Source organism: Haloarcula pellucida (assembly GCF_014647235.1).
In the GTDB taxonomy this organism is placed as follows: domain Archaea; phylum Halobacteriota; class Halobacteria; order Halobacteriales; family Haloarculaceae; genus Haloarcula; species Haloarcula pellucida.
This window is the reverse complement of the sequence record NZ_BMOU01000004.1, coordinates 400,639-417,777: the sequence shown is the minus strand read 5'-3', so window position 1 is coordinate 417,777 and position 17,139 is coordinate 400,639. Positions and strand designations below refer to the sequence as shown.

The following is a 17,139-nucleotide window of genomic DNA, read 5'->3' as shown; positions in this document are numbered from 1 at the left end:
CAGTCCCAACGAAGGGTATGGCCGGGGCTTCGCCGACGGATTCCGAAGAGTGCAGTCTGGAGACCGCCCGCCGCCAACTCGGGAGCTACGCCGTCCCGGTCGACCGGACCGACCGCATCCCGCTGTCGGTCGCCGTCGGGCGGGTGCTGGCGACAGACGCGACGGCCTCCGAGCAGGTGGCCGACGCCGCAATCGGCGTCGACGAGACGGTGTTCGAACGAGGCCATCAGATCAGGCCCGCCGACGTGGGACTGCTGAAAGCCGCCGGGGTCGACGAACTGCTCGTCCGCCAGCGCCCGCAGGTCGGTATCCTCCCGACCGGCGACGAACTCGCACAGCACGTCTCCGGTGCGGACGCCCGCACCGAGACGGCGGGGTTCACGCTCGCACAGTACGTCGACCGGTGGGGCGGGAAAGTCACCTATCGCGACCCCGTCGCAGACGACCCGCCGGCGCTTCGGATGGCCGTCCAGCGCGACCTGACCCGGGATATGCTCGTCGTCACCGGCACCGAACCGGGCGACACGCTCCGTGAGGTCGTTCGCGAACTCGGCGACGTCGTCGCCGACCGCGTCGCCATCTCCCCGGGCCGGGAGACGGGACTGGCGGTCGTCGAGAACCGCCCGATCCTCCTGTTGCCGGAGTCGGCGGTCGCGGCTCGCGTCGGCGCGCTCCAACTCCTCCGGCCGCTGTTGAAGGCCTTCGGCGACGCGCCGCTCACGCCCCATCCGACCCGGACGGTCCCGCTGACCGACGGCATCGACGCCGACCCGTCGCTCCGGACGTTCGTGCCGCTGGCGGTTGACGAGGACGGCGCTACGCCGCTCCCGGGCACCGACATCGCCACCGCGACGCGGGCCGACGGCTGGGTCGCCGTCCCGGAGGGGACTGCGGGACCGGCCGCCGGCGACAGCGTCGACGTCGAGAACTGGGACTACCTGCCGTAGCTACTCGATACAGTAGGCCCCGGGGACGGCACGGAGCGAGTTCGCCGCCCGGCCTTACAGGTCCAGCAGCGTCGTGACGCGGTGGTCGCCGCGCACGCACCGGTCCGTGGATACCGGCGACTCTCGGTGGACGTGGATGCCGTCCAGTCCGGCGTTCCGGGCGGCGCCGATGTCGCCGGGGTTGTCGCCGGCCAGTGCGCCGACGTGACCGTTGTGCCCGACGCCCATCTCGCCCATCGCCCGGTGGACCGGCGCCGGGTCCGGCTTCCAGCCGATGTCGTCGTCACAGCAGACGACCGTGTCGAACCAGTCGGCGATGTCGAGGTGGTCGAGCACCGGATCCGTCAGATACCGCTGACAGTGCGTCACGAGCCCCACGGGGTCCGTCCGGTCGGCGAAGAACTGCTCGGCGTCGTCGTAGAGGTACGTCGCCTCGGCACGGGCCTGCGGGTCCTCCTCGTCGTGGAACGCGGTCCAGAACTGCTCCGGGTCCACACCGCGGTCGGCGAGCAGTTCGGCGCGGGTATCGCCCTGCCCGTACCACAGACGGGCGGCGTCCTGTTCGGTGAACCCCTGACCGAGGCGGTCACCGACTCGGGCTATGACTTCGACCGTGTACGACGGGTCGACGTCGACCAGCGTCCCGTCGAGGTCGAATAGCCAGAAGTCGTAGTTTCGGGGCATAGGGAACAGTGCATAGGGTAGTTTCGGGTATAGTCTTTCTGTCCCTAACGGGTCCGTAACGAACGACTAATCGGGGACCGGTATCACTCGACGCGGATGGAACTCCCGAGGTACTTCGAGAGTACTTCGGTGACGTTCTCGGCGTTGAACGCGTCGAGGTCGGCGGCGATAGCCGCCCGCAACGCATCGAGGTACGCCTCGGTCGTCTGGAGTTCGCTAAAGGAGGCCGACTCGACGGGGACGCCGAGTGCGTCTGTGGCCTGCCGCCGGAAGTGGGCTTCGTCGGCCAACTCGCCGCGCCAGAGGGTGTCCCGGAAGAACAGCCACCCGTCCTCACCGGGTGGGTTCGCCGTCCGGTACAGCACCGTCTCGAAGCGGTCGGGTTCGACGGCGAGTCCCTCGCCCGGCGTCAGTCGGACCGTCACGCGGAACACGTAGCGGGCCGGTGCGTCGTCGGGATCCCCTGACACGGCCGTTACTCGTAGATGCCGTTCAGTCGCTCGGCCATATCGACGTCGTTCTCGGTGATGCCGCCCGCGTCGTGTGTCGTCAACCGAACCTCGACTTCGCCCCAGCGGATGGTCATCTCGGGGTGGTGCCACGCGTCCTCGGCGACGCCCGCCGCGGCCGCGAGGAATCCAGACGCGTCGAGGTAGGCGTCGAACTCGAACGTTCGGACGATTTCGTCACCCTCTCGCTCCCAGTCCTCGGGGAGGCGCTCGGTGATCTCCGAATCGGAAAGCAACTCTGCCATACGCTAGCGGTCGCCTGCCAGCCGCAAAACAGTTGTGTCGGCCGGTTCAGTCGGCGTCGAGTCGCTGCCGGAGCCGACGCTGGAGGAAGACGACGCCAACGACGGCGACCGAGAGGCTCGCGAACAGCCAGAACGGCAGGTCGGCGTTCTGGAAGCCGACCCACGTCGCCGCCAGCCCCAGCGCGAGGACCAGCAGACAGCCGTAGGTGAACGCCTGCACGAGCCGTCGCTCGCGCCGCCGCTGTGTCTCGGTGTAGTTCGTCACCTCGTACAGTCCGCCGACGGCGGCGACGACGAAGCCGACGCCGACGACGAACGGGAGCAGCGTGACCATCTAATCGTCGGCCAACTGTTCGAGCACGGACGCGGGGATCTCGTCGCGCATCCCTTCCGGGATGTCCTCGATAGCCACGTCCTCGATCGCGGCCGGCGGATCGCCGCTCTCGGGTCCGAACTCGGGGTCGAACAGTTCCAGTGCCGTCTGGATGGTCGACCAGTCGTCCTCCTCGGCGGCGTCCCGAAGGCTCCGGGTCGGCGCCGCGAGCAGTTGCGAGACGATGGCGTCGGCCATCGACTCGACGATTTCCCGTTGCTCCTCGTCGAAGTCGGCACCGGTCATCGCCGTGTTGAGTTCGGCGGTTTTGACCTGCTCTGCGCTCTCGTACATCGCCGAGATGACGCGGTCGGCCCGCTTGCGCTTGTACTGGGTCAGCAGGTGGTCGAACTCCTCGTCGACGAGGCGCTCGACCGCCTCCGCCGCCCGGCGGCGCTGGGCGCGCGTCTCCTCGGTGACCGACTCCAACGCGTCGAGGTCGTAGACGGTGACGCCGGGCACGCCGTCCGCGTCGGCCGGGACGTCCCGTGGCTGGGCGATGTCGACGACGTACGTCTCGCCGGACTCGGCGAACGTCTCGGCGTCGAAGACGTGCTCGTTGCTTCCGGTCGCCGTGACGACGATGCGGGCCTCCTCGACGGCGGCATCGGCGGCGTCCAGCGCCACGGCGCTCGCGTCCACGTCGACGGTTTCGGCGACGTGTTCGGCGTGCGGGACGGTGCGGTTGGCGACGATGACGCGGTCGACGCGCGTCGAGAGCGCCTTCGCGGCGAGTTGTCCCATCTCGCCGGCGCCGACGACCAGCGCCGTCTCGCCGTCCAGCGAACACTCGCGGTCGACCAGTCTGACGGCGGCCGACGCCAGCGAGACGACGCCTTCGTTGATTCGGGTCTCGTTACGGGCGCGCTCGCCGACGTGGATGGCCTTCGTCACGCCGTCTTCCAGCAGCGGGCCGATGCCGCCGACGCCACGGGCGTCCTCGTAGGCGTCGCGTAACTGGCCCAGAATCTGGTCCTCGCCCAGCACGATGGACTCGAGGCCGGCGGCCACTCGGAGCAGGTGGCGCAGGCTCTCTTCGTGGTCCATCGTGACGGCTACGTCGTCCGAGATGTCGTGCGTGAAAAGCGAGAGGGCGTCCAGGCCCGTCTCGTGGTCGGGTGCGACAACGTACCCCTCCGTCCGGTTGCACGTCTGGAGCGCGAGCGCCTCCTCGACGCCCGGTCGAGAGAGCAGCGACTCGACGGCGTGGCGTTGACTGTCCGTCGCTGCCGTCTCCAGTTGATCGACGCTCGCGCGGTCGTGTGATACGCGAACGCCGACGATGACGCCGTTGTCCTTCATCACGTGGTCTCACCCGGGAAATCTCCGATCACGTCTTGGGCTACCTGTCGGGCTTTGGTTCTACCACTATCTAAAGCCTTCCAAACCTCTCGCTCTCTGACGACGGCGCGGACTGCGTCTCGCCGTTCGGCGGGCGGGACTCCCTCCGATTTGAGGGTCTCTCGCAGTTCGCCCGTCAGTTCAGCCATCTCGCCCGCGCCGGCGAACTCCGACTCGAACCGCTCGCGGAGGTGTTTCGACAGCGCCGGGGCCCGGCCGCCGGTGGCGACGGCCATCGTCACCGGGTCGTCCCGGACCGTCGCCGGCACGACGACGTTCCCGACCGACTGGTCGCCGTGGTCGTCGGCGCGGTTGACGAGTGCGCCGTGGTCCCGGGCGGCCGACTCGGCGGCCGCGTTCAGGTCCGCGTCGTCCGTCGCGGCGACGACCAGCGCCGGGTCGGTTCGCGCTATCCACCGTCGAATCTCGTCGGTGTCGGGCGCGGCACGAATCAACTCGGCACCGCCGAACTCGCGGTCCCCGAACTCGGGACTCACGACGACGACGGACGCCTCCTCGGCGAACCGCCGGGCTTTCCGCGCGCCGACGGGGCCGCCGCCGACGACGAGCACGGTTTCGCCTTCGAAGTCGTGGAGTAGCGGTATCATCCCTGGTCGGGGGCCGATTCGACGTTCGCTTCGGCTCTATCCTTAACTCTAATGCCCGTCTTCTTCAATATTCGCGTCGAGAACAGGGTGTCCCAGTCGTCGTCGCCGACGTCCCAGTACTCGGCCATCCGGTCGTGGACCTGCTGGATGCGGCGCTCGCTCTCGGCCTCGTCGCGGCCGTGGGTCATCGCGAAGAAGTTGTACGGCCAGACGTCCTCGTGGCGCGGTCGCTCGTAGCAGTGGGTGACGAAGTCGAACTCGGCGATAGCCGGTCCCACCTCGTCGACGACGTCGTCGGGCACGTCCCAGACGGTCATCCCGTTCTCCGAGTAGCCCAGCGCGTAGTGGTTCGGGATGGCACCGACCCGGCGGACCTTCCCCTCCGCGTCGAACCGCTTGATAGTCTCTAGGACCCACTCGGTGTCGGCACCGATGGCGTCGGCCACGTCGGCGTACGGCGTCTCGGTGACGGGGAGTCCGCCCTGAATCTCCAGGACGAGGTCGAGTTCCTCGGGGGTTAGGGACTGCCTGTCGGTCGGTGTCACGTCGGGGCCGGCGTCCGAGCAGTCGATAGCCTGCGTCTGTGGGCCCTCGACGGGGAACTTCGCGCCGACGTGGAACTCCTGCTGTTTGGGGAGGTTGAACGTCGGTTCGCCGGTCTCTGCCTCTATCTCGGCCAGTACGTCCTCGACGCGGCTCTCCTCGGCCACCGAGAGGACGAACCACATGTTGAGATAGGGGTGTTCGCGCTCGTAGTTGTGGGCGACCTCGGGGTGGGCGTTCACCATCTCCGCGTGGTCGTCGTAGGCGTCCTCGGGGGCGTGTGTCGCCACCAGCGTCGCCGTCCCACCGATTTCCTCGGCGTTGATGAGTGCGCCAAAGCGGGTCAACACTCCCGCCTCGTCGAGTCGCTGGACCCGTTCGAGGAGGTCGTCCGCGCTCACGTCCACGTCGTACTCGGCCAGTGCGGCCGCCGCCGGTTCGAACGGTCGCTCGACGACCGGGAACCCGCCCTGAAACGCGTTGAGGATGGCCCTGTCCACCCGCCCGAGGTCTTCGCTCATGTACGACGCTCGGGACTCTGTGAATAAAAACGGCGCGGGAGCGGTATCGCCACACGCGGGCGGGACTGGGAGTTTGTGGTCTGCTCCGGTCTGTTCGACCCAGTGCTTTAGCGCCTCCGACACCTAGTCGCCCCGTGCAGATATCCACCGCTGAACTGGCGGTGCGGTTGCTCGTCTACTGTCTCGTACTGGTGGGTGCGCCGCTCTTTTTCGTCGTCATGTTCCGCGTCATGGACTACACCGCACGGGAGTCACTCGTCGAGCAGTTCAGCGGTCGGCGGGCCGGCCTCGATACGGGCCAGCTAAACGCCTACTTCGAGAAGGCGGACGTCGAGGCCCGGACCTGCCAGTTTTGTGGGTCGGCGAACGGTCCCGACTACACCTACTGCCACAACTGTCAGGAACGGCTCTCCGATTAGTCGCCGCGGACGCCGGTGACCGCGAACCCGCGGTCCTCGATGGCCGCTAAGATGGCCTCGTGGTCCGCGCTGGCCTCGTAGTAGAAGACGAGGTCGAACGACCCGTTACGCAGGAGTTGCTGGCACTCCCAGACGAACTCCTCGCCGTCCAGCGTCAGCCCCTGGTGTTGGTTCGAGGCGAACTCCGGGTCGTCGCTGCCGGAGTAGACGAAGGTGTCTGTCGGGTCCATCCCGTACCCCTCCGCGATGTCGTCGCCGACGTCGATGGTGGCCTGCATCATCTCTATCTCGTCGCTGCCGTCGTACTCCGTGTGGACGACGGCGCCGTTGAGTTGAATCTCGCCGGGTTCCAGCAACTGTTTCGTCCGGCGGTACAGGTCGTCATCGAGTGTGTCGGCGTCGCTCATACGAACACCTGCGCTTGCGGGTGCCTAATGCACTTCGGATTCACGACGCCGTAGCGGCCGCTCTCGCCACCACGACAGTCTCGTCGGCCACGAACGTGTTCGCTTACAGGCGCGTCACGTTCTCGGCGCGCGGACCCTTATCCGCCTGCACGATGTCGAACTCGACCTCTTGGCCTTCTTCGAGGTCGGGGCCGCCGACGTCCTCCATGTGGAAGAACACGTCCTCCTCGGCGTCGTCCGTCTCGATGAAGCCGTACCCGCCCGTGTCGTTGAAGAAGTCGACTGTGCCGGTCGCCATCGTTACAACCTCGTGAGGTTCTTCGCTCGCGGACCCTTGTCCGCCTGCTCGATGTCGAACTCGACCTCTTGGCCCTCTTCGAGGTCGGGGCCGCCGACGTCTTCCATGTGGAAGAACACGTCCTCCTCAGCGTCGTCTGTCTTGATGAAGCCGTAACCGCCCGTATCGTTGAAGAAGTCTACCGTACCGGTCGCCATTGCATCTCTACGTAGACGTCGGGGGTATTAAAACTATGCGGCGCAGTCACATGGGCGGTCGGAGCCACAAACGCCTTATCGCTCGGTTGATACACTACGGGTGATGCGAGACAGGGTCCACAGTCTCGGCTACGCCGCCTACGAACGCCTCCTCCGCTGGGAGCTGTCCGGGACCCCGAGCCACGTCGCCGTCATTCAGGACGGGAACCGCCGCTACGCCCGGAAGGAAGACGTCGAAACGAACCAGGGGTACACGGAGGGTGCGGAGACGACCGAGTCGCTGTTGCACTGGTGTGACGAACTCGACATCGAGGAGGTGACGCTGTATGCCTTCTCGACGGAGAACCTCGACCGACCCGAAGAACAGCGGGCGTACATCTTCGACCTCGTCGAGGAGAAACTCCGCACGTTCGCCGACGCAGACCGGGTCCACGACGCCGAGGTGTGTATCCGCGCCATCGGTGAGACGGAGATGCTGCCAGAGCGGGTGCAGGACGCCATCGACTACGCCGAGGCCAGAACCGCACAGTACGACCGCCTCAACCTCAACGTCGCGCTGGCCTACGGGGGGCGCGCGGAACTGCTCGGCGCGGCCCGGGCGGTCGCCGAAGCAGTCGAGGCCGGCGAGATCTCGTCGGGCGACGTCGACGTCGACACCGTCGAGGACCGCCTCTACGAGGGCCCGACGCGCGACGTGGACCTCATCGTGCGCACCGGCGGCGACGAGCGCACCTCGAATTTCCTGCCGTGGCACGCCAACGGGAACGAGGCCGCGACGTTCTTCTGTACGCCCTACTGGCCCGAGTTCCGGAAGATAGACTTCCTCCGGGCCATCCGGACCTACCAGAACCGCGAAGAATCGTGGCGCACGACCCGCGCCCGGCGGGCGCTGACGCTCGTCCGCGCACTGGAGAACGCCGAGGTCGAACAGGCCCGCCGCGTTCTGGGCCGGTTCCGCGACGCCCTCCCGAGCCGCGAACGAGAGGCCCTCGACGAGGAGTACGAGGCCGCCGACTGAGTACGGACACCGGACGAGGGACTGGTGGCGGTCGCCCGAGCGACGCTCGGCAGGATTCGTCCTACCGGCCAAATCGCCGCTGGCGCTCCTGATAGTCCCGCAACGCCCGTAAGTAGTCCCGACGCCGGAAGTTCTGCCAGTTCACGTCGGTGAAGTACAGTTCGGAGTACACCGACTGCCAGATCATGAAGTCCGAGAGCCGTTCAGCGCCCGTCTTGATGACGAGGTCCGGGTCCGTCGGGAAGACGAGGTGGTCTTCGACGGCGGCCTCGTCGATATCCTCGGGGGCGAGCGTGCCGGCCTCGACGTCCTCGGCGAGTTTCTGGACGGCCGTGGCGAACTCCGACTGGCCGCCGAGGCCGATGGATATCTGTATCGGCGCGTCGGCGACCGTCTCGTCGTCCGGCCCGCGGATCGCGATCGGCTTCGGCGCACGCAGGTCGGCCAGTTCCCGACGAATCGTCGGCACCACGTCCTCGTCGAGGACGCTCACGTACACCACGACAGTATCGGCCTCGTACTGGACCGCCCAGTCGAAGAATCGCTCTAAGGTGGTGTAGGCGCCGTCCGTCAACAGATCTCGCTCGGTGATGACGAGTGCCACCGTCTCCGGGAGGTCGGCGTCGCTCATCCGCAGTCGGGTGGCGAGGTACCTATCGTAGAGGCCCACGACGACGGGTACACCGACCGCTCGCCTAAACTTCACGGTCCGGGACCGTCGGCCTGCGGACGTGTTCACAACGTACTGACGGATAGCCCGCAAGTTCGGAAAGGGTAAGTGGCTCTCGGGGATACCGGCGGGACGTGACTTCGACAGTCCGACGTGCTGGGGCGTTCGCTGCGGTCGGGACGCTAGCGTTCGTCGTGCCGGCCGCGACCCGCATCCAGTCGCCGGCGCTCGCGACTGTCGCCGCGACGGCCCCGTTCGTGCTCGTCGCGGTACTCGCCATGACCGTCGTCGATCAGGGGTCGGCGCTGTTCGAGTTGTTCGCCCGCCCCGGGGACTACGAGGACGGCAAACTGTACGGCCTCGCGGCCTTCGCGCTCGCCGCGGCCGGCCTCGCCCTGATAGCGGTCCAGTTCGGACTCCCCGTCTGGGTGTTCGTCGGCACCGTCGTCATCGTCGCCTACGGCAACCTCGGCCAGCGACTGGCCGCTCGGGTTCGGACCGACGAGGTCGTCGCGTCCGCCGGGTTCGTCGTCAGCGGATTCGCCACCGGCGTCGCCGCGCAGTTGGGGGCCGCCCGCTTGCAGGGCGCCACGGTCGCGTGGCCCGACGCGCTGTTTCTCGCCGCCAGCGGTGCCCTCGTCGCCGCGCTGCTCCGGTCGGTGCTGTTCGAGCGTGACGACCCGCTGGTGATGCTCTCGGTCGGGTTGTTGCTGTGGCTGTTCTTCGAACTCGACCCGTCGGTGGCCTCCCAGCGCGTGTTCGTCGCACTGGGTATCTCGGCCGTCCTCGGGTACGTCGCGTACGCGCTGGATACGGCCTCCTTACCCGGCATGCTTACCGGCGTCCTCCTCTCGCTGCTGACCATCGTGCTGGGCGGGTACGGCTGGTTCGCGATGCTCATCACCTTCTTCGGCCTCGGCGGTCTCTCGACGAAGTACCGCTACGAGGAAAAGAAAGACCGCGGCATCGCCGAGGAGAACGAGGGGGCCCGCGGGAGCGGGAACGTCCTCGCGAACTCCATCGTCGCGCTGGTCGCCGTCCTCGCGTGGGCGGCCAGTCCGAGCCACACCGCCGTCGACCCGACGTTGTTCCTCTATGCCTTCGCCGGCGCCGTCGCCGCCGCCATGACCGACACCTTCTCCAGCGAGTTCGGCGGCCTCTACGACAACCCCCGACTCATCACCACGCTCCAGCCGGTCGAACCCGGCACCGACGGTGGCGTCACGTGGCAGGGCGTCGTCGCCGGCCTCGTGGGGTCGGGCATCATCGCCGGTATCGCTGCCGTTACCATCGGCACCGTCGGGTCAGTTGGCGCGGCGGTGATTCTGGTCTGTGGGTTCGTCGGGATGACCGTCGACAGCCTCCTCGGAGCGACCGTCGAAGGCACCGTCGTCGGCAATCAGGGCGTCAACGCGCTGGCGACGCTCGCGGCGGCTCTCACCGGCGTCGCCGTCGCCGTGGGCCTCGCGCTGGTATGATTCGTCCGGCCAGCGACGCGGACCACGACCGCCTCAGCGCCATCCAGTCGGCCGCGCTCGACCACCCGTGGCCGGGCCTGCTCGACGTCGCAATCGACGGGCCGCCGCTGGTCCTCGTCCTCGACGAGAACGGCCCGATAGCGTACGCACTCGCCGTCCCGGACCACCCCGTCGCCTACCTCGCGGAGTTCGCCGTCGCGCCGCCGGCACAGGGACAGGGTCACGGCACGCGGCTGATGGACGGCCTGCTCGACACCCTTCGCTCGGAGGGGTTCGAGACGCTTCGACTCACCGCTCGGGCCGACGAGGAACGCGTCCGGTCGTTCTACGAGCGGTTCGGCTTCTCGGTCACCGACCACCTCCCGGACCACTACGACGACGGCGACGGCGTCCTCATGGTACTGGACCTCTAGCCGACGGTTCGGACCTGCACGCTCGTCGGTTGCTTGACGTACTCGCCGTCGCCGGTCGCGACGACGACGTCGACACCGCGCTGGGCGGCGACGTCTACCACTTTCTGCGAGCAGATGTCGTCTAAGACGATGGTCCGGGGGACGCCGTCGCACGACTCGACGAGCGAGACGACGTCGTCGGCGTCGCCCTCGGCGAGGACGGTCAGGTCCTCGTCGAGCAGTCGGACGGTGCCACTCTCGCTCCGGATGACGGCGTCGACGTGGTCCGAGAGCCCGGCTGGGTCCGCCGTCTCCTCCTCGGTGGCGTCTTCGTCGCCCGCCGAGTCGTCCTCGTTGGGCGTCGCCGTCTCCTGCCCGCCCGTCGCGGCCGCTACTCGCTCGTCCGGCGACGGCGAGACCGGGTCGGGTCTGCTGACCGCCGCTGCAGACTCGGCGACCGTCTCGTCCGCGCCCGTCTGTGACCCGTCGACGGTGCCCGCCCCGTCGGCGCTCGTTTCGACTGCTTCGAGGGCGGCTTCCGGGGAGTCCGCGTCGGCGACGGTGTCGTAGGGCACCTTGTCCCGGAGCGCCTTCATCGCCTCGCCGCGCGAGAGGTCCTCGACCGAGTGGCCCCGCGGCGCGACGGCCACGTAGTCAACCTGCCCGACCTGTGCCAGTTCCTTCAGGATGAGGTCGCCGCCCCTGTCGCCGTCGAGGAAGGCCGTCACGGTCCGGTCGTTCGTCAACTCGGCGACGGCCTCGGGGACGTCGGTCCCCTCGACGGCGATGGCGTTCTTCACGCCGTACTTCAGCAGTTGCAGGACGTCCGAGCGCCCCTCGACGACGACGATGGCGTCGGAGTCGGCGACCCGTGGGCCGGCGGGGAGGCCCTCGTACTCCGTGATGTCCTCGACGCGGGCACGCTGTCGCACCGTCTCGACGATGTCCTCGGTCTGGACGGACTGCTCCTCGAAGGCGGCCAGCAACTCCGTCGCCCGGTCGACCACTTCCCGTCGTTTGGCGCTCCGGACGTCTTCGATGTCCGAGACGGCTATCTCGGCCCGGCAGGGGCCGATTTGCTCGATGGTCTCTAGGGCCGCCGCGAGGATGGCCGTCTCGACCTTGTCGAGGCCGCTCGCGACGGTTATCTGGCCGAACGACTGGCCGCTTTCGGAGCGTATCTCCACGTCGATGCGGCCGACCTTCTTCGAGTCCTGTAAGTCCCGAAGATCCAGTTCCTCGCCGAGCAACCCTTCGGTCTGTCCGAACACCGCGCCGACGACGTCGCTTCGCTCGACGACGCCGGCGGCGGTAATGTCCGCGTGTATCAAATATTTCGCTGTGTCGTGCATTATCCCGGACTCCCGGTCCGTCGCAGAGAGTGGCGACAGACCGCTGTCACTATGCTTACGTTGGCGACGGCGCTCCAAATAATTGGCGTCGCGGGTCTGTCTGGTGGTTAGTCCCACGCAGCGACGCCGGTCACTGCTCAAGTACGCGCTCTACGACCTCGATACCGTTCTCCACCGAGGCCATCGGGTCCGCGGGGTCGTCGTGTTCGAAGACCAGCCACTCCGTGCCGGCGTCGCGGGCGGCCTTGACGACCCCGGGCAGGTCGACGACGCCCTCGCCGAGTTCGGTCGGTTCGCCCGCGGCGGTCACGTCTTTCAGGTGGACGACCGGGGCGCGGCCTGCGAGGTCCGAGAGGAGCGCCGCGGGGTCGCGGCCCGCCGCCTCCGCCCACCCCACGTCGAGTTCGAACCCGACGGCCGTCTCCGCGACGAGGCGGTCGAACGCCGTCTCGGTCCCCACGGGGACGAACTCGTGGTCGTGGTTGTGGTAGAGGAGCGGCCGGTCGAACTCGCTTGCGAGGGCGTCGAGCATCGCGGCCGTCTCGTCGACGGTCGCCGTGTCTATGAAGTGGTCCGGGTCGAGATACGGGACGACGACGGACGGGACGCCGAGCGTATCGAGTTCGGCGGCGACGCCCGCCGGGTCCGCCCTGAGTTCGTCGGCGTCGACGTGCGCGCCGGCCGCCACCAGTCCCACCTCGTCCATCGCTCGGGCGGTCTCCGGCGGGTCCTCGATGCCGGCGAACTCGACGCCGTCGTACCCGGCGGCGGCGACCCGGTCGAGCAGCGCCGGCGTCGAGACGTCGAGGTTCCGGAGCGTCCACAACTGGACTGCCGTGTGCATACCTTCCTCTGCCGGCGCGACTGTCATATAACCGGCCCCACAATACGGTCCCATGGGATTCAGCGAAGCGAGCATCGACCCGGCACGGTTCCTCGAAGACGTGGAGATGCGCGTCGGCGAAGTCGTCGACGTGGCGGACTTCCCCGAGGCGCGAAAGGACGTCTACAAGCTCGAAGTGGACTTCGGCGAGGAGACCCTGCAGTCGGCGGCGGGCCTCACCGACTACTACGACCACGAGGACTTGCTGGGCGCGCAGGTCGTCGCCGTCGTCAACCTCGGCACCGTCTCTATCGCCGGGTTCGAGAGCGAGTGTCTGGTCACCGGCGTCGACGGCGGGGACGGCGTGGTCCACCTGACGACCGAGCGCGACGTCGAACCGGGGACCCGCGTGTACTGAAGAGAAAAACTCTTCATAACTTCGCTGTGAAGGTTCGATACCCATTAGTATCGCCAGTGTGTACCATGCGTCGATATGAGCGTCGCACGAACCGTCGGCTGGACAGTCGTCGCCGTCGTCCTGATGGCGCTGGCCGTCCCGTGGTTCCTCTGGGGCAGTGCGGGTGTCGCGTTCGGACTGCCGGTGTGGCTCTGGTGGCACATTGGCTGGATGGTGCTGGCGAGCGTCGTCTTCGCCGTCTTCGCCCGGACCGACTGGGGCCTCGGCGTCGAGGGGGTGCACTGAGATGGCCGACACCGCCCTCCAACTGGGTATCGTCGGTGCGTACATGGTCGTCGCGCTGGCGGTAGGCGTCGTCGCCTACCGCCTGACCGACCGGAGCGCCGAGGACTACTACCTCGCCAGTCGGACGCTCGGCACCGTCGTCCTCCTCTTTACGACGTTTGCCACCCTCCTCTCGGCCTTTACCTTCTTCGGCGGGCCGAACCTCGCGTTCGCCGCCGGCCCCGAGTGGATCCTCGTGATGGGACTGATGGACGGCATCATCTTCGCCGTCCTCTGGTACGTGCTGGGATACAAGCAGTGGCTGGTCGGCAAGCGCCACGGCTACGTCACGCTAGGGGAGATGCTCGGGGACCGGTTCGGGTCGACGCCGCTCCGGGTCCTCGTCGCCGGCGTCAGTCTCGTCTGGTTGTTCCCGTACGTGATGCTCCAGCAGAAGGGGGCGGGACAGGCCATCGTCGGCCTCACGGAGGGGGCGGTGCCGTTCTGGGTCGGCGCGGGCGGCATCACGCTGTTCATGATCGTCTACGTCGCCGCCTCCGGGATGCGCGGTGTCGCGTGGACGGACACCCTCCAGGGCCTGTTCATGCTCTCGCTAGTCTGGGTCGCCGTCGCGTGGATTCTTGCCGCCGTCGGCGGCGCGGGCGAAGCCACCGCGGCGCTCGCCGAGACGAACCCCGAGTTCCTCGCGCTGGGCGGGGGGCTCTACTCCCCGCAGTGGATGCTCTCGACGGCCATCAGCATCGCCTTCGGCGTGACGATGTTCCCCCAGATAAACCAGCGGTTCTTCGCCGCCGAGTCGAAGACGGTGCTGAAGCGGACGTTCGCGCTGTGGCCCGTCCTCGTCCTCCTGCTGTTCGTGCCGGCGTTCATGCTCGGCGCGTGGGCCGCCGGCCTCGGCGTGACGGTGCCGGAGGGCAGCAACGTCGTCCCGGCACTGCTGGCGCAGTACACGCCGACGTGGTTCGCGGCGCTGGTCATCGCCGGCGCGATGGCGGCGATGATGTCTTCCAGCGACTCGATGCTCCTCTCGGGGTCCTCGTACCTGACGCGGGACGTCTACCGCCCGCTGAAGCGCGTCTTCGGCGAGGGCGAGACGGCCGCGGAGGACGCACGGGAGGCGCTGGTCGCCCGCATCGGGGTCGTCGCGTTCGCGACACTCTCGTTCGTCGCCAGTCTCTACACGCCGGGGACGCTCGTCCAGATAGGTGACACCGCCTTCAGCGGCTTCGCCCAGTTGACGGTACCCGTCGCGCTGGCGCTGTACTGGCAGGGCACCACCCGCTACGGGATGTACGCCGGTATCGGCGGGGCGCAGGTGTTCTACGTCTTCCACGTCTTCCCCGTCGTCGAGACGCTCGCCGGAGTGGTCGGCGCCTCCGTCGCGCTCCCCACCGCGTACGCGGGCTGGACGCCCGGTATCGTCGGCATCCTGCTCGGATTGGTCCTGACAGTCGGCGTCTCGCTGGTCACCTCCACCGCGCCGGAGGAGAAGCCGGCGGTCTACCGGGTCGACGGCGTCGACGCCGACTGACGGCCGTCTGCTCCGCCGTCTCTCACCACCCGGTTGTGTCGACCGGTCGCACACCCGGACGCCCGTTATCTATCGATGCGGCTAACGACGCTTGCATGACGCTGGAACAGTCGCAAGCGCCGGATTTCACGCTCCAGAGTACCAGCGGTGAAGACGTCTCCCTCTCAGACCACCTCGGCGACGGCCCGACGGTCGTTCTCGTCAACCGCGGTCACTGGTGCAGTTTCTGCGCCGAACAGCTCCAGACGTTCAGCGAGGTCGCCTACGACCTCTGGTTCAACGACGACGTCGACGTCCTGCCCGTCGTCACCGACCCCATCGGGCCGGTGACGGAGATGCGCGACCGCTTCGACCTCGACTTCCAACTGCTCGCCGACCCCGACGGCGATGTCGCAGCGCAGTACAGCGGCACCGAGGAGACCAGTCACGGTCTCACCGGCATCGCCGCCACCTACGTCGTCGACGAGTCCGGGACGGTCCAGTACGAACAGGTCGCGGACCACCCGGCCGACCGCACCTACGGCAACTGGGTGCGATACTTCGTCCGCAACGGCTACGAGGACCCGTTCGGCGAGTGAGGACGGGGCCGCCGTGGCCGAGATGTGAACCTACAAGGGCGTCCGGGCCGACGGTCCGATATGGACGTTTCAGAGAACGTCGGCGACCGCGACAGACTCGCCCGTGCAGCCCTCGCAGTGGTCCTCACCATCGCCGCGATTCGCTCGTTCCGGAACGGCAAGCGCATGCGGGGCCTGCTGGCCGGTGCCGGTGCGCTCGTCTTCGGATTCAACGCGAGCACGAAGTACTGCGGCGTCAACGACGCCCTCGACATCGACACGTCGGTCGGCGTCGCCGAGGACGAGTCGGACGACGACACCGCCGTGGTATCGACTGCCGACGAGACGACCGAGTCCGCGACGGAGAGCGCGCCCTCCGGCGCGTCGCTGACCTGTGCCGCCTGCGGCGACCCCATCGTCGTCGGCGAGTCCCGAAGCCCGAACGAAGACGGCGAGACGGTCCACGACGCCTGTAAGTAACTGTTCGGTCGGTGCCCGTCGCCGACGCGGCGGGAGTCTACGGGAGTTTATAACCGTCCGTGACGGCAGTTTGGGTATGCAGACCCACATCGTCCCGGTCGGGTTCGACTACGACCGGCTTATCGCGCCGCTGGTGCGCGAGCAACTCGACGTGGACCGCGTCATCCTCTTAGAGGGGGCCGTCGGTTCGGAGGCCAACGTCGAGTACTCGCGCAACCTCGCCGAGAAGTTGGAGAAAGACTACAGCAACCTGCTGGGGGCCGAGACCGAACGCGTCGTCGTCGCCGACGTCTACGACTACGACGAGGCCTTCGAGCAGGCGTTCGAACTCATCAACGCGGAACTCGACGCCGGGGGCGAGGTGTGGGTCAACGTCTCAGCGATGCCCCGGACCGTCTCCTTTGCCTTCGCGACGGCCGCCCACTCCATCATGGTCGAACGCGAGGGCGACCGGGACCGCATCCACACCTACTACACCGTCCCCGAGAAGTATCTGGAGACGGAACTCGCCGAGGAACTGCGCCGACAGGTCGCCCTCCTCGAAGACCTCCAGCAGGGTGAGGCCGTCGACGAACGGGTCGACGAGCGACTGGCGACGGCACTGGACCTCTTAGAGGAGTTCGACGAACGCGGCACTACCATCGGGGCCAAGGAGATAGACGGCTCCCACATCGTCGAACTCCCCGTCGCCTCCTTCTCGAACGTCAAGCCGTTCGAGGAGGTCATCCTCTTCACACTGGGCGAACACGGCGAGTTCGAGTCCGTCTCGGAACTGGCCCAGGAACTGGCCCGCGATCTCGGCGAGGAGTACACCGACTCGTTCCGCTCGAAGGTCATCTACAACGTCGACCGACTCGGCCCCGGCGGCAAGGGCTACATCGAACAGGAGGAACACGGGAAGTCCTACCGCACCCGCCTCTCCCGTATCGGCGAGTTGTGGGTCCGCGCCCATTCGGCCGAGGACCGCGACCACGAACTGCCCTAGATACCGTCTATTGATTCGGTAACGTCGTCGTGCTTCGACAGCATCGGAACGTCCCACC

24 protein-coding genes are annotated in these 17,139 nt (G+C 67.7%); 11 read left to right on the top strand and 13 right to left on the bottom strand.

Annotated elements, in window-relative coordinates; translation table 11 throughout:
• Positions 1 to 17: 17 nt before the first annotated feature.
• Entirely contained in the window at positions 18 to 947 is a 930-nt protein-coding gene (locus IEY28_RS14295) for a molybdopterin-binding protein (protein ID WP_188999003.1), read from the top strand.
• A 54-nt stretch (positions 948 to 1,001) separates the two neighbouring features.
• Here IEY28_RS14295 and IEY28_RS14290 read toward each other — a convergent pair whose 3' ends face one another.
• From IEY28_RS14290 to ahbB, 7 genes are all read right to left on the bottom strand, one after another.
• Complete coding sequence (locus tag IEY28_RS14290) at positions 1,002 to 1,631, bottom strand: HAD family hydrolase (RefSeq protein ID WP_188999000.1); 630 nt, start codon at positions 1,629 to 1,631, stop codon at positions 1,002 to 1,004.
• A gap of 83 nt (positions 1,632 to 1,714) precedes the next feature.
• Positions 1,715 to 2,101: an LWR-salt protein gene (gene lwrS, locus IEY28_RS14285; RefSeq protein WP_188998997.1), complete on the bottom strand. Its 387-nt coding sequence runs from the start codon at positions 2,099 to 2,101 to the stop codon at positions 1,715 to 1,717.
• A 5-nt stretch (positions 2,102 to 2,106) separates the two neighbouring features.
• Positions 2,107 to 2,385 carry a 4a-hydroxytetrahydrobiopterin dehydratase gene (locus tag IEY28_RS14280; RefSeq protein ID WP_166971822.1) on the bottom strand — a complete coding sequence of 93 codons (279 nt, stop codon included), beginning with the start codon at positions 2,383 to 2,385 and terminating at the stop codon, positions 2,107 to 2,109.
• A gap of 46 nt (positions 2,386 to 2,431) precedes the next feature.
• Positions 2,432 to 2,719, bottom strand: coding sequence for a hypothetical protein (locus IEY28_RS14275; RefSeq protein ID WP_166971820.1), 288 nt, complete (start codon positions 2,717 to 2,719; stop codon positions 2,432 to 2,434).
• Positions 2,720 to 4,063 (bottom strand): glutamyl-tRNA reductase, encoded by a 1,344-nt coding sequence (gene hemA, locus IEY28_RS14270; protein WP_396275521.1) that lies wholly within the window; start codon positions 4,061 to 4,063, stop codon positions 2,720 to 2,722. It lies immediately after the preceding gene.
• Positions 4,060 to 4,707, bottom strand: coding sequence for a precorrin-2 dehydrogenase/sirohydrochlorin ferrochelatase family protein (locus tag IEY28_RS14265; RefSeq protein WP_188998991.1), 648 nt, complete (start codon positions 4,705 to 4,707; stop codon positions 4,060 to 4,062). The genes hemA and IEY28_RS14265 overlap by 4 nt, the downstream gene beginning before the upstream one ends.
• Positions 4,704 to 5,771, bottom strand: a complete 1,068-nt coding sequence (gene ahbB, locus IEY28_RS14260) for a siroheme decarboxylase subunit beta (RefSeq protein WP_188998988.1) — start codon at positions 5,769 to 5,771, stop codon at positions 4,704 to 4,706. The genes IEY28_RS14265 and ahbB overlap by 4 nt, the downstream gene beginning before the upstream one ends.
• Positions 5,772 to 5,905: 134 nt before the next feature.
• On the opposite strand from ahbB, the gene IEY28_RS14255 reads away from it, so the two are divergent.
• Entirely contained in the window at positions 5,906 to 6,190 is a 285-nt protein-coding gene (locus IEY28_RS14255) for a DUF7577 domain-containing protein (protein WP_188998985.1), read from the top strand.
• Here IEY28_RS14255 and IEY28_RS14250 read toward each other — a convergent pair.
• From IEY28_RS14250 to IEY28_RS14240, 3 genes are all read right to left on the bottom strand, one after another.
• Complete coding sequence (locus tag IEY28_RS14250) at positions 6,187 to 6,597, bottom strand: DUF5778 family protein (RefSeq protein ID WP_166971810.1); 411 nt, start codon at positions 6,595 to 6,597, stop codon at positions 6,187 to 6,189. The two genes, IEY28_RS14255 and IEY28_RS14250, sit on opposite strands and share 4 nt — an antisense overlap.
• 103 nt (positions 6,598 to 6,700) lie before the next feature.
• Positions 6,701 to 6,895: a cold-shock protein gene (locus tag IEY28_RS14245; RefSeq protein WP_166971808.1), complete on the bottom strand. Its 195-nt coding sequence runs from the start codon at positions 6,893 to 6,895 to the stop codon at positions 6,701 to 6,703.
• Positions 6,896 to 6,897: 2 nt separating this feature from the next.
• The gene (locus tag IEY28_RS14240) at positions 6,898 to 7,092 is read right to left on the bottom strand and encodes a cold-shock protein (protein ID WP_166971806.1); all 195 of its coding nucleotides are present in this window, start codon (positions 7,090 to 7,092) and stop codon (positions 6,898 to 6,900) included.
• Between the two features lie 103 nt (positions 7,093 to 7,195).
• On the opposite strand from IEY28_RS14240, the gene uppS reads away from it, so the two are divergent.
• Complete coding sequence (gene uppS / locus IEY28_RS14235; RefSeq protein WP_188998982.1) at positions 7,196 to 8,110, top strand: polyprenyl diphosphate synthase; 915 nt, start codon at positions 7,196 to 7,198, stop codon at positions 8,108 to 8,110.
• A gap of 61 nt (positions 8,111 to 8,171) precedes the next feature.
• Here the strand turns inward: uppS and IEY28_RS14230 are convergent, their stop codons facing one another.
• On the bottom strand, positions 8,172 to 8,780 hold the full coding sequence (locus IEY28_RS14230; protein ID WP_188998979.1) for an undecaprenyl diphosphate synthase family protein: 609 nt from the start codon (positions 8,778 to 8,780) through the stop codon (positions 8,172 to 8,174).
• Between the two features lie 134 nt (positions 8,781 to 8,914).
• Between IEY28_RS14230 and IEY28_RS14225 the strand changes: the two genes are divergently transcribed.
• The gene (locus IEY28_RS14225) at positions 8,915 to 10,258 is read left to right on the top strand and encodes a DUF92 domain-containing protein (RefSeq protein ID WP_188998975.1); all 1,344 of its coding nucleotides are present in this window, start codon (positions 8,915 to 8,917) and stop codon (positions 10,256 to 10,258) included.
• On the top strand, positions 10,255 to 10,671 hold the full coding sequence (locus IEY28_RS14220) for a GNAT family N-acetyltransferase (RefSeq protein WP_188998972.1): 417 nt from the start codon (positions 10,255 to 10,257) through the stop codon (positions 10,669 to 10,671). The genes IEY28_RS14225 and IEY28_RS14220 overlap by 4 nt, the downstream gene beginning before the upstream one ends.
• Here the strand turns inward: IEY28_RS14220 and dnaG are convergent.
• Both dnaG and IEY28_RS14210 read right to left on the bottom strand, forming a co-directional pair.
• The gene (gene dnaG, locus IEY28_RS14215; RefSeq protein ID WP_188998969.1) at positions 10,668 to 12,002 is read right to left on the bottom strand and encodes a DNA primase DnaG; all 1,335 of its coding nucleotides are present in this window, start codon (positions 12,000 to 12,002) and stop codon (positions 10,668 to 10,670) included. The genes IEY28_RS14220 and dnaG overlap by 4 nt on opposite strands.
• Positions 12,003 to 12,132: 130 nt before the next feature.
• Positions 12,133 to 12,846, bottom strand: a complete 714-nt coding sequence (locus IEY28_RS14210) for a sugar phosphate isomerase/epimerase family protein (protein WP_188998965.1) — start codon at positions 12,844 to 12,846, stop codon at positions 12,133 to 12,135.
• Positions 12,847 to 12,898: 52 nt separating this feature from the next.
• On the opposite strand from IEY28_RS14210, the gene IEY28_RS14205 reads away from it, so the two are divergent.
• The 6 genes from IEY28_RS14205 to IEY28_RS14180 all read left to right on the top strand — a co-directional run bounded on the left by IEY28_RS14205 (position 12,899) and on the right by IEY28_RS14180 (position 17,081).
• Positions 12,899 to 13,243 (top strand): tRNA-binding protein, encoded by a 345-nt coding sequence (locus IEY28_RS14205; RefSeq protein ID WP_166971789.1) that lies wholly within the window; start codon positions 12,899 to 12,901, stop codon positions 13,241 to 13,243.
• 75 nt (positions 13,244 to 13,318) lie between these two features.
• The gene (locus IEY28_RS14200; protein WP_188998962.1) at positions 13,319 to 13,528 is read left to right on the top strand and encodes a DUF3311 domain-containing protein; all 210 of its coding nucleotides are present in this window, start codon (positions 13,319 to 13,321) and stop codon (positions 13,526 to 13,528) included.
• Position 13,529: 1 nt separating this feature from the next.
• Positions 13,530 to 15,059, top strand: coding sequence for a sodium:solute symporter family protein (locus IEY28_RS14195; RefSeq protein WP_188998959.1), 1,530 nt, complete (start codon positions 13,530 to 13,532; stop codon positions 15,057 to 15,059).
• Between the two features lie 95 nt (positions 15,060 to 15,154).
• Positions 15,155 to 15,637 (top strand): peroxiredoxin family protein, encoded by a 483-nt coding sequence (locus IEY28_RS14190; RefSeq protein ID WP_188998956.1) that lies wholly within the window; start codon positions 15,155 to 15,157, stop codon positions 15,635 to 15,637.
• 60 nt (positions 15,638 to 15,697) lie between these two features.
• Positions 15,698 to 16,096 carry a YgaP family membrane protein gene (locus IEY28_RS14185; RefSeq protein WP_188998953.1) on the top strand — a complete coding sequence of 133 codons (399 nt, stop codon included), beginning with the start codon at positions 15,698 to 15,700 and terminating at the stop codon, positions 16,094 to 16,096.
• A gap of 76 nt (positions 16,097 to 16,172) precedes the next feature.
• Complete coding sequence (locus IEY28_RS14180) at positions 16,173 to 17,081, top strand: HFX_2341 family transcriptional regulator (RefSeq protein WP_188998950.1); 909 nt, start codon at positions 16,173 to 16,175, stop codon at positions 17,079 to 17,081.
• Positions 17,082 to 17,139 lie beyond the last annotated feature (58 nt).

Coding starts and splice junctions, on each gene's coding strand:
- IEY28_RS14295 (WP_188999003.1), top strand. CDS start 18: ATGGCCGGGGCTTCGCCGACGGATTCCGAAGAGTGCAGTCTGGAGACC.
- IEY28_RS14200 (WP_188998962.1), top strand. CDS start 13,319: ATGAGCGTCGCACGAACCGTCGGCTGGACAGTCGTCGCCGTCGTCCTG.
- uppS (WP_188998982.1), top strand. CDS start 7,196: ATGCGAGACAGGGTCCACAGTCTCGGCTACGCCGCCTACGAACGCCTC.
- IEY28_RS14250 (WP_166971810.1), bottom strand. CDS start 6,597: ATGAGCGACGCCGACACACTCGATGACGACCTGTACCGCCGGACGAAA.
- IEY28_RS14245 (WP_166971808.1), bottom strand. CDS start 6,895: ATGGCGACCGGCACAGTCGACTTCTTCAACGACACGGGCGGGTACGGC.
- IEY28_RS14280 (WP_166971822.1), bottom strand. CDS start 2,385: ATGGCAGAGTTGCTTTCCGATTCGGAGATCACCGAGCGCCTCCCCGAG.
- IEY28_RS14265 (WP_188998991.1), bottom strand. CDS start 4,707: ATGATACCGCTACTCCACGACTTCGAAGGCGAAACCGTGCTCGTCGTC.
- dnaG (WP_188998969.1), bottom strand. CDS start 12,002: ATGCACGACACAGCGAAATATTTGATACACGCGGACATTACCGCCGCC.
- IEY28_RS14205 (WP_166971789.1), top strand. CDS start 12,899: ATGGGATTCAGCGAAGCGAGCATCGACCCGGCACGGTTCCTCGAAGAC.
- ahbB (WP_188998988.1), bottom strand. CDS start 5,771: ATGAGCGAAGACCTCGGGCGGGTGGACAGGGCCATCCTCAACGCGTTT.
- IEY28_RS14190 (WP_188998956.1), top strand. CDS start 15,155: ATGACGCTGGAACAGTCGCAAGCGCCGGATTTCACGCTCCAGAGTACC.
- IEY28_RS14240 (WP_166971806.1), bottom strand. CDS start 7,092: ATGGCGACCGGTACGGTAGACTTCTTCAACGATACGGGCGGTTACGGC.
- IEY28_RS14185 (WP_188998953.1), top strand. CDS start 15,698: ATGGACGTTTCAGAGAACGTCGGCGACCGCGACAGACTCGCCCGTGCA.
- IEY28_RS14220 (WP_188998972.1), top strand. CDS start 10,255: ATGATTCGTCCGGCCAGCGACGCGGACCACGACCGCCTCAGCGCCATC.
- IEY28_RS14195 (WP_188998959.1), top strand. CDS start 13,530: ATGGCCGACACCGCCCTCCAACTGGGTATCGTCGGTGCGTACATGGTC.
- IEY28_RS14275 (WP_166971820.1), bottom strand. CDS start 2,719: ATGGTCACGCTGCTCCCGTTCGTCGTCGGCGTCGGCTTCGTCGTCGCC.
- IEY28_RS14210 (WP_188998965.1), bottom strand. CDS start 12,846: ATGCACACGGCAGTCCAGTTGTGGACGCTCCGGAACCTCGACGTCTCG.
- IEY28_RS14180 (WP_188998950.1), top strand. CDS start 16,173: ATGCAGACCCACATCGTCCCGGTCGGGTTCGACTACGACCGGCTTATC.
- IEY28_RS14290 (WP_188999000.1), bottom strand. CDS start 1,631: ATGCCCCGAAACTACGACTTCTGGCTATTCGACCTCGACGGGACGCTG.